Raw genomic sequence first — 14,200 nt, forward strand, 5'->3', positions numbered from 1 at the left:
CTCGTCATAATGAGCGGATGACGACGCGGCCGCCGACGATCCGGGACGTCGCGGCGCGCGCCGGTGTGTCCTACCAGACCGTGTCGCGCGTGCTCAACGCGAGCGAGCGCATCCGTCCCGAGACGCGCGAGCGCGTGCGCGCCGCGATGCACGAGCTCGGCTTCCGGCCCAACCCCGCCGCGCGCGCCCTCGTCACGAGCCGGTCGGGCGTCATCGGCGTGCTCGCGACGCACGGCGAGGCGCTGTACGGTCCGACGGCGTCGCTCGGCGCGCTCGAGCTCGCGGCGCGCACCGCCGGCTACGGCGTCTCGACCACCTACCTCGCGTCGACGGATGCCGCGGCGATCCGCGACGGCCTCGACGTGCTACGCCGCCAGGCGGTGGAGGCGATCGTCGTCGCCGCCCCGCAGGCGCGCGTGTTCGACGTGGTCGCCGAGCTGAGTCTCGACCTGCCGTTCGTCACGCTCGACGCGGCGGCGCGGGATCCCCGGCACAGCCTCGCGGTCGACCAGGTCGCGGGGGCGGAGCTCGCCGTGCGCCACCTGATCGAGCGGGGGCACGAGCGCATCGTGCACCTCGCGGGGCCGCTCGACTGGAGCGAGACCGAGGGTCGCGTGCGCGGGTACCGCGCGGCGCTCGCCGCGGCCGGGCTGCCGGCGCGCGAGCCGATCGTCGGCGACTGGTCGTCGGAGTTCGGCTACCGTGCGGGCCTCGAGCTGCTCGCGCACCGGGACTTCACCGCGGTGTTCGCCGGCAACGACCAGATGGCGCTCGGCTTCCTGCACGCCTGCGGGGAGCTCGGCGTCGACGTGCCGCGCGACGTGAGCGTCGTCGGCTTCGACGACATCCCGGATGCCGCGCACTTCCTGCCGCCGCTGACGACCGTCCGCCAGGACTTCGCGGAGGTCGGCCGCCGCGCGATCGCCGCGCTCGTGGCGCAGCTCGGCGGCGACCCGGCCGCGGAGGAGACCGCGCCCGTGCTGCCGCGCCTCATCTCGCGGTCGTCGACGGCCGCGCGCCGACCGGTGTAACGTCGGGATCAGCGTGTGAACGGTCACACGCCCATCCCGATGATGCTGATCCCGACGATGGAGCGCGAATGGGCACCACGACGACCACCGGGCGCGACGCGATCGCGTCCGGGCGCACCGCCCTCGGCATCGAGCTCGGCTCGACGCGGATCAAGGCGTGCCTCACGGACGCCGACGACCCGGCCGTCGTGCTGGCCACCGGCGGCCACGACTGGGAGAACGAGTACGTCGACCGGCGGTGGACCTACTCCCTCGACGCGGTGTGGAGCGGACTGCGGGCCGCCTACGCGGCGCTCGTGGCCGACGCGGAGTCGCGGCACGGCATCCGTCCCGTGACGTTCGGCGCCCTCGGCGTCTCGGCCATGATGCACGGCTACCTGCCGCTCGACGCGGCGGGAGAGCCGCTCGTGCCGTTCCGCACCTGGCGCAACACGAGCACGGGCGTCGCGGCGGCCGAGCTGAGCGAGCGGTTCGGCGTCAACATCCCGCTGCGCTGGTCGATCGCGCACCTGCACCAGGCCGTGCTCGACGACGAGCCGCACCTCGACGCGCTCGACTCGATCACGACGCTCGCCGGGTACGTGCACACCCGGCTCACCGGCCGTCGCGTGCTCGGGATCGGCGACGCCTCGGGGATGGTGCCGACGGATGCCGCGACCGCCGACTACGACGCGGCGATCCTCGCGAGCTACGACGAGCTCGTCGCCGGGCGGGGACTCGGGCCGCTGCGCGAGCTGCTGCCGGAGGTGCTGCCCGCGGGGGCCGACGCGGGCGAGCTCAGCGCGGCCGGCGCGGCACTGCTCGATCCGACCGGCCGGCTGCGGCCGGGCGTGCCGTGCGCTCCCCCGGAGGGCGACGCGGGCACCGGCATGGTCGCGACGAGCTCGGTCGCCCCGCGCACGGGGAACGTGAGCGCGGGCACGAGCATCTTCGCGATGGTCGTGCTCGAGCGCCCGCTGTCGAGCGTGCACCGCGAGCTCGACCTCGTCGCGACCCCGGCGGGCGACCCGGTGGCGATGGTGCACTGCAACAACGGCGCGAGCGAGCTCGCGGCCTGGGCCGGGCTGTTCTCGCGGTTCTCCGTCGCGAGCGGCGCGGGGCTGTCCCCGGACGCGGTCTACGAGACGCTGTTCCGCGAGGCGCTCGCGGGCGAGGCCGACGCGGGCGGCCTGCTCGCCTACAACCACCTCGCCGGCGAGCCCATCGCCGGGCTCGAGGAGGGCCGCCCGCTCGTGCTGCGCACCCCGGACAGCCGGCTGACCCTCGCGAACTTCGTGCGCGCCGAGCTGTACGGGGTGTTCGGCACCCTCGCGATCGGCATGCGCGTGCTCGCGAACGAGGGCGTGCGCCTGGACCGGATGTTCGCGCACGGCGGCATGTTCCGCACGGCCGGCGTCGCCCAGCGCTTCCTCGCGGCCGCCCTCGACGCCCCGGTCTCCGTGGCCGGCACGGCGTCGGAGGGCGGCGCCTGGGGGATGGCGGTGCTCGCCGCCTACCGCCGCGCCGTGGCCGGCGGTGCGGGCGGCGGGCTCGCCGCCTACCTGGGCGAGGCCGTGTTCGGGGGCGCGGAAGCGGCATCCGTCGACCCCGTGCCCGCGGATGTCGCGGGCTTCGCCGCCTACCTCGACCGCTATGCGGCCGGCCTCGCGGTCGAGAGCGCCGCGATCGCCGCGCTGCCCGTGCTGGAAGGAAGCACCCCGTGAACGAGTTCAGTCCCGAGACCGAAGCGGCCATCGCGCGCGTGCGCGACGACGTGGCGCGGCTGCACGGCGAGCTCGTGCGCTACGGGCTCGTCGTGTGGACCGGCGGCAACGTCTCCGGCCGGGTGCCGGGCGCCGACCTGTTCGTGATCAAGCCCTCGGGCGTGCTGTACGACGAGCTCGCGCCCGGGAACATGATCCTGTGCCGCCTCGACGGCACCGTGGTCGCGGGCAGCCCGGGCAGCGAGCGCAGTCCGTCGAGCGACACCGCCGCGCACGCCTACGTCTACCGCAACATGCCCGAGGTCGGCGGGGTCGTGCACACCCACTCGACCTACGCGGTCGCGTGGGCGGCGCGCGCCGAGCCGATCCCGTGCGTGATCACGGCGATGGCCGACGAGTTCGGCGGCCCGATCCCGGTCGGCCCGTTCGCGATCATCGGCGACGACTCGATCGGCCGCGGCATCGTCGCGACGCTCACCGGGCACCGCTCGCGGGCCGTGCTCATGCAGAACCACGGCGTGTTCACGATCGGCACGAGCGCGCGGGACGCCGTGAAGGCCGCCGTCATGACGGAGGATGTCGCGCGCACCGTGCACATCGCGCGGCAGGGCGGCGAGGTCGTGCCCATCCCCCCGGAGGCGATCGACCGGCTGTACGACCGCTACCAGAACGTCTACGGGCAGCAGCCGACGGGAGCCATGGCATGACCTCCGTCATCCCGGACCTCGGGGAGAACGTCGTCTGGTTCCTCACCGGAAGCCAGGAGCTCTACGGCGAGGAGACGCTGCGCCGGGTCGCCGAGCAGTCGCGGCGGGTCGTCGCGCTGCTCGCCGACGGCGCCATCCCGGTGGCGGTCGAGTGGCGGCCGGTGCTGACCGGCTCCGACGCGATCCGGCGGGCGATGATCGACGCGAACGCCGACGACCGGGTCGTCGGCGTGATCACCTGGATGCACACCTTCAGCCCCGCGAAGATGTGGATCCACGGGTTCGACGCGCTGCGCAAGCCGCTGCTGCACTTCCACACGCAGGCCGACGTCGCGCTGCCGTGGGCCGACATCGACTTCGACTTCATGAACCTCAACCAGGCCGCGCACGGCGACCGCGAGCACGGCTACCTCCTCGGCCGGATGAGCGTGCCGCGGAAGACCGTCGTCGGTCACGCGTCGAACCCCGCGGTCGTCGCGAGCATCGCGACCTGGTCGCGCGCCGCATCCGGCTGGGCGGCGTCCCAGGGCATGCGGGTCGCGCGCTTCGGCGACAACATGCGGGGCGTCGCGGTGACCGAGGGCGACAAGACCGAGGCGGAGATCCGGCTCGGCGTGAGCGTCAACACCTGGGGCGTGAACGAGCTCGTCGAGCGGGTCGACGCGCAGACGGATGCCGACATCGACGCGCTCGTCGCGGTCTATCTCGCCGAGTACGACGTCGCGCCGGCGCTGCTGCCGGGGGCGGAGCGGCACGCGTCGCTGCGCGACGCCGCGGCGATCGAGCTGGGCCTGCGCTCGGTGCTGGAGGGGCTCGGCGCGACCGCGTTCACCGACACGTTCGAGGACCTCGGCGGGCTGAGGCAGCTGCCGGGCGTCGCGGTCCAGCGGCTCATGGCCGATGGCTACGGCTTCGGCGCGGAGGGCGACTGGAAGACCGCCGTGCTCGTGCGCATCGCGGCCGTCATGGGGGCGGGCCTGCCCGGCGGTGCGAGCCTCATGGAGGACTACACCTACGACCTCACCCCGGGCGAGGAGCTCATCCTGGGCGCGCACATGCTCGAGGTCTCGCCGTCGCTCAGCTCCGCCCGGCCGAGCCTTCAGGTCCATCCGCTCGGCATCGGCGGCAGGGACGACCCGGTGCGCCTGGTGTTCACGGCGGATGCGGGACCGGCCGTCGTGGTCGCGCTCAGCGACCAGCGCGAGCGCTTCCGCCTCGTCGCGAACGCCGTGACGACCGTGACCCCGCCCGAGGCGCTGCCGAAGCTCCCGGTGGGGCGCGCGGTGTGGCGGCCCGCGCCGGACTTCACGACGAGTGCGACCGCGTGGCTCATCGCGGGAGCCGCGCACCACACCGTCATGACGAACCAGGTCGGCGTCGAGGCCTGGGAGGATCTCGCGCGCATCGCGGGCATCGAGCTCCTCGTCATCGACGAGTCGACGACGGTGCGCGGCTTCGAGGACCGGCTGCGCGCGAACGCGGCCTACTTCCGGCTCGCGCAGGGGCTGTAGGCGGGATCGGCTCGCCCGGCGCTCGCCGCGCGGGTCACCCGGTCGGCGCCGGACCGGTGCTGCCCCGCACGACGAGCTCGGCGTGCAGCTGCACGTGCTGCGGGGTGTCGGTGCCGCCGAGCAGCGCGAGCAGCATCCGGAGGGCCTCCGCGCCCATCTCCCGCAGCGGCTGGGCCATGGTGGTGAGCTGGGGCACGGCCGCCGATGCCTCGGGGATGTTGTCGAACCCGACCACCGAGAGGTCGCCGGGCACGCGGATGCCGAGCTCCGAGGCGATCTCGAGCACGCGGATCGCGGACTGGTCGTTGGCGGCGAAGATCGCGGTCGGACGGTCGGTCATGGTGAGCAGCGCCCGCGCCGCGTCGTCGGTCTGTGGCGCACGGTAGTTGCCGTCGCGCACGAGTGCGGGATCGTACGGGATGCCCGCGTCCTCGAGGGCGCGGCGGTAGCCGAGCTCGCGCAGCTCCGCCGACTCGAGGTCGCGCCGGCCGCTGATGTGGGCGATGCGGCGGTGGCCGAGCTCGATGAGGTGCCGCGTCGCGGTGTAGGCGCCCGCGACGTTGTCCGAGCCGATGCTCGCGGGACCGCCGCGACCGGTGTGCGGGTCGATCGTCACGACGGGGATCGAGGTGGACGACATGGTGACGGTCGGCGTGACGATGATCGCCCCGTCGATGAGCGTGCCGGCCAGGCGCGAGAGCGAGCGGCGCTCCCAGCCCACGTTGCCGCGGTCGGAGTTCGGCCCCGAGTAGGCGAGCAGCTCGTAGTCCGTGCCGTACATCGCCGCCGAGACGGCCTTGAGCAGTTCCGTCGAGAAGGGCTCGAACTCGGCGACGAGGATGCCGAGCACGTTGGTCTTCGAACGCCGGAGGCTGCTCGCGACGAGCGACGACTCGTAGCCGAGCTCGGACACCACCGTCATGACGCGCGAGAACGTGGACGCGGCGACTCCGTACCGGCCGTTGATGACCTTCGAGACGGTCGCCACCGACACGCCGGCGGCGCGCGCCACGTCGTGGATCGTCGTGCGGCCCGAGACCGGGGAGAGCTCGGCGTCGGGGGGCATGGCGAACACCATATCCCCGATCCACGCCGGGCAGGTCGACGCGGACGGGCGAATCGAAAACGTTATCGATATCGTTTGACAAGCCAGCTCCGGTCTGGCACGTTGTGTCCTGACGGCACGATCGGCCGCAGCGTCACCGCGGAGCGAGCACCGGTTGCGTGACCAGGGCGCGATCACCGAGTCAATGACGACAACAGCAAGGAGTTCCCCAATGAAGAGGAAATTTCGCGGGGCGACCACGGTCGCGATCGGCATGGGCGTCGCCCTCGCCGCCGCCGGATGCGCGGGCGGTAGCGACCAGGGCGACGCGGACGGCACCGTCACGCTGACCGTGTGGACCAACTCGACGACCGGTCCGGGTCTCGAGTTCTTCACCAATGCGGCCAAGGCGTACCACGAGAAGGACCCGAACGTCACGGTCAGCGTCCAGTCGATCCAGAACGAGGACCTCGACGGCAAGCTGCAGACGGCGCTCAACTCGAGCTCGGCACCGGACATCTTCCTGCAGCGCGGCGGCGGGAAGATGCAGGCCATGGTCGAGGCGGACCAGCTGCAGGCTCTCCACCTGAGCGACGAGGCCACGGCCAACGCCGGCGAGGCCGCGCTCGCGGGCGAGTCGATCGACGGCACGGTCTACGCGGTGCCGTTCGACTTCCTGCCCGAGGGCATCTACTACAGCCAGGACCTGTTCACGCAGGCCGGCATCGACGGCACGCCCACGACGCTCTCCGACCTCGAGGCCGTCGTCCAGAAGCTCAAGGACGCCGGCATCGAGCCGATCGCGGTCGGCGCGAAGGACGCCTGGCCCGCCGCGCACTGGTACTACAACTTCGCCCTGCGCGAGTGCAGTGGCGACGTCATGAACGAGACGGCGAAGTCGCTCGCGTTCGACGACGCGTGCTGGACGAAGGCCGGCGAGGACCTCGAGGACTTCCTCGCGACCGATCCGTTCAACGACGGCTTCCTGACCACCCCGGCGCAGCAGGGCGCCGGATCGTCAGCTGGTCTGCTTGCGAACCATAAGGCCGCCATGGAGCTCATGGGCGGATGGGACCCCGGCGTGATCGCGTCGCTCACGCCCGACCAGAAGCCGCTCCCCGACCTCGGCTGGTTCCCGTTCCCGACCATCGACGGCGGCCAGGGCGACCCGACCGCTCTCCTCGGCGGCATCGACGGCTACTCCGTGTCGAAGGATGCGCCGAAGCAGGCGACCGAGTTCCTCGAGTTCCTGCTCACGAAGGAGCAGCAGGAGGCCTACGCGACGGCGTTCAACGCCATCCCGGTGAACAAGGACGCCCAGAGCGGGGTGACCGACCCGTACAACGTCTCGGCGCTCGAGGCGTTCAACAAGTCCGGGTTCGTGTCGCAGTACCTCGACACGCTGTACGGCGCGAACGTCGGCAACGCGATGAACACCGCGGTGGTCGACCTGTTCGCGGGCAAGGGCTCGGCCGCCGACATCGCGTCGCAGTCGAACGACGCCGCGGCGAAGGGCTGAGCAGCCAGTCATGAGCACCACCCTGAGCACGAGCCGACCCGTCGGCGACGAGCTGCAGGGCACGCCCGAGGTCGGGGGCGCGGTCACCGCGTCCCCGGCCTCGCCACGGCCGGAGCGACGCCGCACCGGTCGGGCGCGCCTCCGGCTCGAGGTCCTGCTTCTGGCGGGGCCCGCGGTCATCGTCTTCGTCGCGTTCGTGGTCTTCCCGGTCGTCCTGGCGGCCTACTACGGCTTCTACAAGTGGAAGGGCTACGGCGTTCCGACCGACTTCGTCGGCCTGCAGAACTACCTGCTGATCCTCCAGGACCCGCAGTTCCAGCAGGTGCTGCAGCACAACCTCTTCATCGTGGTGCTGTCGCTTGTCATCCAGGGACCGCTCGCCATCGGGCTCGCGCTGCTGCTCAACCAGAAGATCCGCGGGCGCTCGCTCATCCGCGTGCTCATCTTCGTGCCGTACGTCATCTCCGAGGTCATCGTCGGCACCGGCTGGAGTCTCATGCTCCAGGACACCGGCGCGGTCAACGACCTGCTGGCGAAGCTGCACCTCGACGCCTTCGCGGCGAGCTGGCTGGCCGACCCGAACCTCGCGCTGTGGACCCTGATGGGGATCATCTCGTGGAAGTACATCGGGTTCGCGATCATCCTCATGCTCGCGGGGATGCAGTCGATCCCCGAGGAGCTCTACGAGGCGGCGTCGCTCGACGGTGCCGGCTACTGGCGCTCGCAGTGGACCATCACGCTCCCGCTGCTCGGCCCGACCATCCGGATCTGGGCGTTCCTGTCGATCATCGGATCGCTCCAGCTGTTCGACCTCGTCTACATCATCTGGGGTCAGTACGTGTCGTCGACGGCGGGCACCTCGACCATGGCGACGTACATGGTGCAGGAGGGGCGCGGCGCCGGAAACTTCGGCTACGGCAACGCCGTCGCGGTCGTCATGTTCGTCATCTCCCTCGTCGTCGCACTGCTCTACCAGCGCTTCGTCCTGCGCCGCGACCTGCGGGGCGCCGTCACGGAAGGCCGTCGATGATGTCCGCACTCGCCGCCGAGACCACGCCGGGCGGGAAGCCGGTGCTGCCGCGTCGCACCCGCGGCGTCGCGTGGGGCAACCCGGTCACCTACTTCATCGCGCTGCTGCTCGTCGCGGTGTGCCTCGCCCCGGTCGCGTACATCGTGCTGGGCGGATTCCGCACCAACTCGCAGATCACGGCCGATCCGTCGGGGCTGCCGAGCCCGTGGCAGATCGGCAACTACATCGACGTGCTGACGTCGATCACGTTCTGGCGCGAGTTCGCGAACTCGACCGTCGTCTCGCTCATCACCACCGTCGGCGTCGTCGTGCTGGGGCTGATGGTGAGCTACGTGCTCGCGCGCTACCGGTTCGCCGGCACGGGCGCGCTGTACTCGCTGTTCGCGGCGGGGCTGATGTTCCCGATGACGGTCGCGATCACGCCGCTGTACATCCTGATCAAGGACCTCGGTCTGGTGAACAGCCTCGCGGGCGTCATCATCCCGCAGATCGCGTTCGGCCTGCCGACCACGGTGATCATCCTCGTGCCGTTCCTCCGCGCCATCCCGGCCGAGATCGAGGAGGCGGCGTTCATCGACGGCGCGAGCCGGCTCGGGTTCTTCTGGCGGATGGTCGTGCCGCTCTCGCTCCCGGGCGTCGTGACGGTCGGCATCCTCGCGTTCGTGGCGAGCTGGAACAGCTATCTGCTGCCCCTGTTCATCCTCAACGACGAGGCCACCTTCACGCTGCCGCTCGGGGTGCAGGCGTTCTCGTCGCAGTACTCGGTCGACACCGCCAAGGTGCTCGCGTTCACGTCGCTGTCTGTGCTGCCGGCGCTGATCTTCTTCACCATCTTCGAGCGCCGCATCGTCGGCGGTCTTACCGGCGCCGTCAAGGGATGACCTCGCCCGTCGATCCGTCGAGCGCTCCGGCCGACGGCAAGCACCGGATGACCCGGCCCGTTCCCGCGATGCCCGCTGTCTCGGATCGCGTGCGCGCGCTCCACGCGCGGATGACGCTCGAGGAGAAGCTCGCCCAGCTCGTCGGGTACTGGCTCGACCAGAACGGGGTGGTCGCCCCGATGCAGAGCGAGATGACCGCCGGGCAGGCGCCGTCGGCCGAGCTGTCCGAGATCACCCGGAACGGCATCGGTCACTTCACCCGCGTGTACGGCACCCGGCCGGTCGAGCCCGTCGAGCGCGCCGCCTGGCTGTGGAACGAGCAGCGTCGCCTCAGGGACGAGACCCGCCTGGGCATTCCCGCGCTCGTGCACGAGGAGTGCCTCACCGGCCTCGCGGCCTGGACGGCCGCGACCTTCCCGACGCCGCTCGCGTGGGGCGCGGCCTTCGATCCGGAGCTCGTGCGCGAGGTCGGCGCGGCGATCGGCGAATCGATGCGAGCCCTCGGCATCCACCAGGGGCTAGCGCCCGTGCTCGACGTCATCAGCGACCCGCGCTGGGGACGGGTCGACGAGTGCATCGCCGAAGACCCCTACGTCGTGGGCACGATCGGCACCGCCTACGTGCGCGGCCTGCAGAGCGCGGGCGTGCACGCCACGCTCAAGCACTTCATCGGCTATTCGGCCTCGCGCGCCGGTCGCAATCACGGCCCCGCGGATGTCGGACCGCGCGCGATCGCGGACGTCTACCTGCCGCCGTTCGAGATGGCCGTACGCGACGGGCGCGCGCGCTCGGTGATGAACTCGTACAACGACGTCGACGGCATGCCGATGGCCGCGAACACCGCATACCTCACGGGAGTGCTGCGCGAGGGGCTCGGCTTCGACGGAGTCGTCGTGGCCGACTACTTCGCGGTCGCGTTCCTCGAGGTCATGCACGGCATCGCGCGCGACCGCGGCGAGGCGGCGGCGCTCGCCCTCGAGGCGGGCGTCGATGTCGAGCTGCCGAGCGGTGACGCGTATCTCGCGCCGCTCGCCGACCGAATCCGCGCCGGCGCGTTCGACGAGCGCTACGTCGACCGCGCGGTGCTGCGCGCGCTCGCCCAGAAGGAGGAGCTCGGACTCCTCGAGCCGGGCGCCTACCGGGACGAGCCGCCGACCGCCGTCGACCTCGACTCGCCGCGCCACCGCGAGCTCGCGCGGCGCCTCGCGGAGGAGTCGATCGTGCTGCTGTCGAACGACGGCGTGCTGCCGCTGCTCGGCGCCGGGCGGGCGCCGGCACGCGTCGCCGTCATCGGGCCCAACGCGGATCGCGCCGAGGCGCTGCAGGGCTGCTACTCGTTCGCCAACCACGTGCTCGCGCACCACCCCGAGCTCCCGCTCGGCCTGGAGATGCCGACCGTGCTCGACGGCCTCGCGCGAGCGTTCGAGGCTGCCGGCTCGGCGGCGGAGTTCGCGGTCGCCCGGGGGTGCGAGGTCGAGGGCGACGACACGTCCGGCTTCGCGGAGGCGGTCGATGTCGCTTCGGGCGCCGACGTCGCGATCGTCGTCGTCGGCGACCAGGCGGGCCTGTTCGGCCGGGGCACGGTCGGCGAGGGGAACGACTCGGAATCGCTCGACCTGCCGGGTGTGCAGCGCGAGCTCGTCGAGGCGGTCGTCGCCACCGGCACCCCGGTCGTCATGGTGCTGCTCACCGGCCGGCCGTACGTGCTCCGCTGGGCGCTCGACGACGACGGCGCCCGCCCCGGCGCGGTGCTGCAGTCCTTCTTCCCGGGGGAGGGCGGCGGGCTCGCGATCGGCGACGTGCTCACCGGTCGCGTCACGCCGTCCGGTCGTCTCCCGCTGTCGCTGCCCCGGTCGGCCGGTGCGATGCCCTACTCCTACCTGCACCCCCGTCTGGGCGGGCCGTCGGACGTGTCGGCGAGCGACTCGACCCCCGTGCGCCCGTTCGGCTTCGGCCTGTCCTACTCGACGTTCGCGTACTCCGATCTCGTCGTCGATCCGGCGGTCGCCGCCGGGGGGTCGTTCGCCGCGGCGGTCACCGTCACGAACACCGGGGCGTTCGCGGGCGACGAGGTCGTCCAGCTCTACGGGCACGACGTGCACGCCTCGATCGCCCGCCCGCTCGCACAGTTGCTCGGCTACGCGCGGGTGCGGCTCGAGCCGGATCGGTCGGCGCGTGTCGAGTTCTCGGTGCCGACGACGCGGCTCGCGTTCAGCGACCCGCGGATGGTGCGCACCGTCGAGCCGGGCGACGTCGAGGTGTGGGTCGCGTCGCACGCCGAGGCGTCCCGCGCCGCGTCCGAGATCGGCGAGAGCACCGGCGGGGCGATCGTGAACGGCAGGCGCGCGATCGGCCGGACGATCCCCGGCACGGCGACCGAGCGGGCCGCGGTGCGGATCACGGGCGGCCGACACGACGTGACGCCGCTCGACGAGCGGCTCGTGACGTGGCGCGTGTCCCCGGTCGAGCCCGTGTCGCGCGACTGAGCCCGGCGGCGCGGCCCGGGCCGGTCAGGCGAGCGCGGCGCGCAGGAAGGCCACCTCGCGCTCGAAGTCGTCGAGCCCGCCGCCCTCGTGCCCGTTGTACGGCCACACGGTCATCGCCTTGGTCCCCGCCCAGGCGTTGTACGCGGCGAACACGGTCGACGGCGGGGTGACGCCGTCCATCAGCCCGACCGTGAAATCGGCGGGGATCGTCGCGCGCCGGGCGAGCAGCGACGTGTCGACGTAGGACAGCGTGTGCAGTGTCGGCGCCACGAGGGTGCGGTGCGTGCGCAGGAAGTCGACGACCTCGCGGAACGGGTAGGCGTCGGTGATCTCGATCGCGTGCGGGATGTCCGCGAGGAACGGCACGCGCACGATCGCGCCGCGCACGCCCTCGCCGAGGGCTGCCGCCGCGATCGCGAGAGCGCCGCCCTGGCTGCCGCCGCGCACCGCCACGCGATCGGCGTCGACGAGCTCGATCCCGCGCGCCGCGTCGACGGCGAGCACGGCATCCGTGTACAGCCGGCGGTAGTAGTAGTCGTCGCGGGACTGGATGCCCTTGGTCATGACGCCCGGCACCTGCGGCCCGGACGGCGGTGCGTCGTCGGGGGTGTCGCCCGTGCTCCACCCGGAGCCCTGGCCGCGGGTGTCCATGTGCAGGTGTGCGAAGCCGCTCGCCGCGAGCTCCAGCTCGTCGATCGCGGATCCTCGGCCGCCGCCGTAGCCGACGTACTGCACGACGGTCGGCAGCCGCCCGGTCGTGCCGGCGGGCACGCGCAGCCAGGCCCGGATGCGCTGCCCGCGGAAGCCCGAGAAGCTCACGTCGTACACGTCGATCGCGGTCAGCGGGCCCGCGATCCGCTCGAGGGCCGGCGGTGCCGCGAGCGCGCGGGACTCGGCGAGGGTGCCGGCCCAGAACGCGTCGAGGTCGGGCGGCTCGACGGCCGTGGTCTCGCGGGTGCGCAGGAGATCGAGCGGGTCGTCGGTGAACATCAGCGTCCACGGTAGGGCACGTCCGCGGGGCCGCGGTCGCGTGTGACGCTCAGCGCGCGCCGAGCAGGTGCTCGGTGGCGAGCTGCTGCAGGCGCACGAAGCCGAAGCCCTTGCCGCCGAGGTAGACGCTCGGATCGAAGTCCTCGAAGGCCGAGCGGTCGGCGAGCAGGTCGTCGTAGGTCTCGTCCCCGCCGAGCGTCGGCACGGCGAGCTCCGGCACCTTCGCGGCGGCGAGCGCCTCCTGCACCTCGGGGTCGGCGCGGAAGGCCGCCGCGCGCTCCTTGAGCATCAGGTAGTTGGCCATGTTCGCGCGCACGCTGTCCCACACGCCGGTCTCGTCCTCGGTGCGGCTCGGCTTGTAGTCGAAGTGCCGCGGTCCGTCGTACGTCGGGCCGCCGGCCGGGCTGCCGAACTCGAGCAGGTCGACGAGCGCGAACGCGTTGTGCAGGTCGCCGTGCGCGAACACGAGGTCCTGGTCGTACTTGATGCCGCGCTGGCCGTTGAGGTCGATGTGGAAGAGCTTGCCGTGGTACAGCGCCTGGGCGATGCCGGCGGCGACGTTGAGGCCCGCCATCTGCTCGTGGCCGACCTCGGGGTTGAGGCCGACGAGCTCGGGGCGCTCGAGCGAGTCGATGAAGGCGATCGCGTGGCCGAGCGTCGGCAGCAGGATGTCGCCGCGGGGCTCGTTGGGCTTCGGCTCGATGGCGAAGCGGATGTCGTAGCCCCGGTCGGTGACGTAGTCGCCGAGCAGGTTGACGGCCTCGCGGTAGCGCTCGAGCGCCTGCCGGATGTCCTTGGCGCTGTCGTACTCGGCGCCCTCGCGGCCGCCCCACATGACGAAGGTGGTGGCTCCCAGCTCGGCCGCGAGGTCGAGGTTGCGCAGCACCTTGCGCAGCGCGAAGCGGCGCACCTGGCGGTCGTTGGAGGTGAAGCCGCCGTCCTTGAAGACGGGCGCGCTGAACAGGTTGGTCGTCACCATCGGCACGATGAGGCCGGTGTCGGCGAGCACCCTCGTGAGGCGGTCGATCTGCCGCCGGCGCTCGGCATCCGTCGATCCGAACGCGAACAGGTCGTCGTCGTGGAAGGTCAGGCCGTAGGCGCCGTACTCGGCGAGCTTTTCGACGGCGTGCACGACATCGAGGGGCGGGCGGGTCGGACCGCCGAACGGATCGGTGCCGGTGTAGCCGATGGTCCACAGGCCGAAGGAGAACCGGTCGGCGGGCGTGGGGGTGGGGGTCATCGTGACGTCCTTGTCTCGCGTCGCCACCGCGACGCAGTTTGTTGTTGCTAAGGACAT

11 protein-coding genes are annotated in these 14,200 nt (G+C 72.1%); 8 read left to right on the forward strand and 3 right to left on the reverse strand.

Features of this window, described 5'->3' with window-relative positions; translation table 11 throughout:
• Positions 1 to 17 precede the first annotated feature (17 nt).
• From QT381_RS05690 to araA, 4 genes are all read left to right on the forward strand, one after another.
• A complete protein-coding gene (locus QT381_RS05690) occupies positions 18 to 1,031 on the forward strand; it encodes a LacI family DNA-binding transcriptional regulator (protein WP_289247814.1) in 1,014 nt (337 codons plus the stop codon).
• Positions 1,032 to 1,099: 68 nt separating this feature from the next.
• Positions 1,100 to 2,734 carry a xylulokinase gene (locus QT381_RS05695; RefSeq protein WP_289247816.1) on the forward strand — a complete coding sequence of 545 codons (1,635 nt, stop codon included), beginning with the start codon at positions 1,100 to 1,102 and terminating at the stop codon, positions 2,732 to 2,734.
• Entirely contained in the window at positions 2,731 to 3,441 is a 711-nt protein-coding gene (locus QT381_RS05700) for an L-ribulose-5-phosphate 4-epimerase (RefSeq protein ID WP_289247818.1), read from the forward strand. The genes QT381_RS05695 and QT381_RS05700 overlap by 4 nt, the downstream gene beginning before the upstream one ends.
• Positions 3,438 to 4,952: an L-arabinose isomerase gene (gene araA, locus QT381_RS05705; RefSeq protein ID WP_289247820.1), complete on the forward strand. Its 1,515-nt coding sequence runs from the start codon at positions 3,438 to 3,440 to the stop codon at positions 4,950 to 4,952. The genes QT381_RS05700 and araA overlap by 4 nt, the downstream gene beginning before the upstream one ends.
• A 34-nt stretch (positions 4,953 to 4,986) precedes the next feature.
• Here the strand turns inward: araA and QT381_RS05710 are convergent, their stop codons facing one another.
• Complete coding sequence (locus QT381_RS05710) at positions 4,987 to 6,018, reverse strand: LacI family DNA-binding transcriptional regulator (protein ID WP_289247822.1); 1,032 nt, start codon at positions 6,016 to 6,018, stop codon at positions 4,987 to 4,989.
• Between the two features lie 211 nt (positions 6,019 to 6,229).
• Here QT381_RS05710 and QT381_RS05715 point away from each other — a divergent pair, with 211 nt between their 5' ends.
• Genes QT381_RS05715 through QT381_RS05730 form a run of 4 tightly spaced genes read left to right on the forward strand, consistent with a single transcriptional unit; the run spans position 6,230 to position 11,913 of the window.
• Positions 6,230 to 7,516 (forward strand): ABC transporter substrate-binding protein, encoded by a 1,287-nt coding sequence (locus QT381_RS05715; protein WP_289247823.1) that lies wholly within the window; start codon positions 6,230 to 6,232, stop codon positions 7,514 to 7,516.
• A gap of 10 nt (positions 7,517 to 7,526) precedes the next feature.
• Positions 7,527 to 8,546: a carbohydrate ABC transporter permease gene (locus tag QT381_RS05720; protein ID WP_289247824.1), complete on the forward strand. Its 1,020-nt coding sequence runs from the start codon at positions 7,527 to 7,529 to the stop codon at positions 8,544 to 8,546.
• Positions 8,546 to 9,427 (forward strand): carbohydrate ABC transporter permease, encoded by an 882-nt coding sequence (locus QT381_RS05725; RefSeq protein WP_289247850.1) that lies wholly within the window; start codon positions 8,546 to 8,548, stop codon positions 9,425 to 9,427. The genes QT381_RS05720 and QT381_RS05725 overlap by 1 nt, the downstream gene beginning before the upstream one ends.
• Before the next feature lie 47 nt (positions 9,428 to 9,474).
• Positions 9,475 to 11,913, forward strand: coding sequence for a beta-xylosidase/alpha-l-arabinosidase (locus tag QT381_RS05730; RefSeq protein WP_289247851.1), 2,439 nt, complete (start codon positions 9,475 to 9,477; stop codon positions 11,911 to 11,913).
• 24 nt (positions 11,914 to 11,937) lie between these two features.
• On the opposite strand, the gene QT381_RS05735 is transcribed toward QT381_RS05730, so the two are convergent.
• On the reverse strand, positions 11,938 to 12,903 hold the full coding sequence (locus QT381_RS05735; protein ID WP_289247825.1) for an acetylxylan esterase: 966 nt from the start codon (positions 12,901 to 12,903) through the stop codon (positions 11,938 to 11,940).
• Between the two features lie 49 nt (positions 12,904 to 12,952).
• Positions 12,953 to 14,143: a xylose isomerase gene (gene xylA / locus QT381_RS05740; RefSeq protein WP_289247827.1), complete on the reverse strand. Its 1,191-nt coding sequence runs from the start codon at positions 14,141 to 14,143 to the stop codon at positions 12,953 to 12,955.
• Positions 14,144 to 14,200 lie beyond the last annotated feature (57 nt).

Source organism: Galbitalea sp. SE-J8 (assembly GCF_030345695.1).
Classification (GTDB): domain Bacteria; phylum Actinomycetota; class Actinomycetes; order Actinomycetales; family Microbacteriaceae; genus JAUASV01.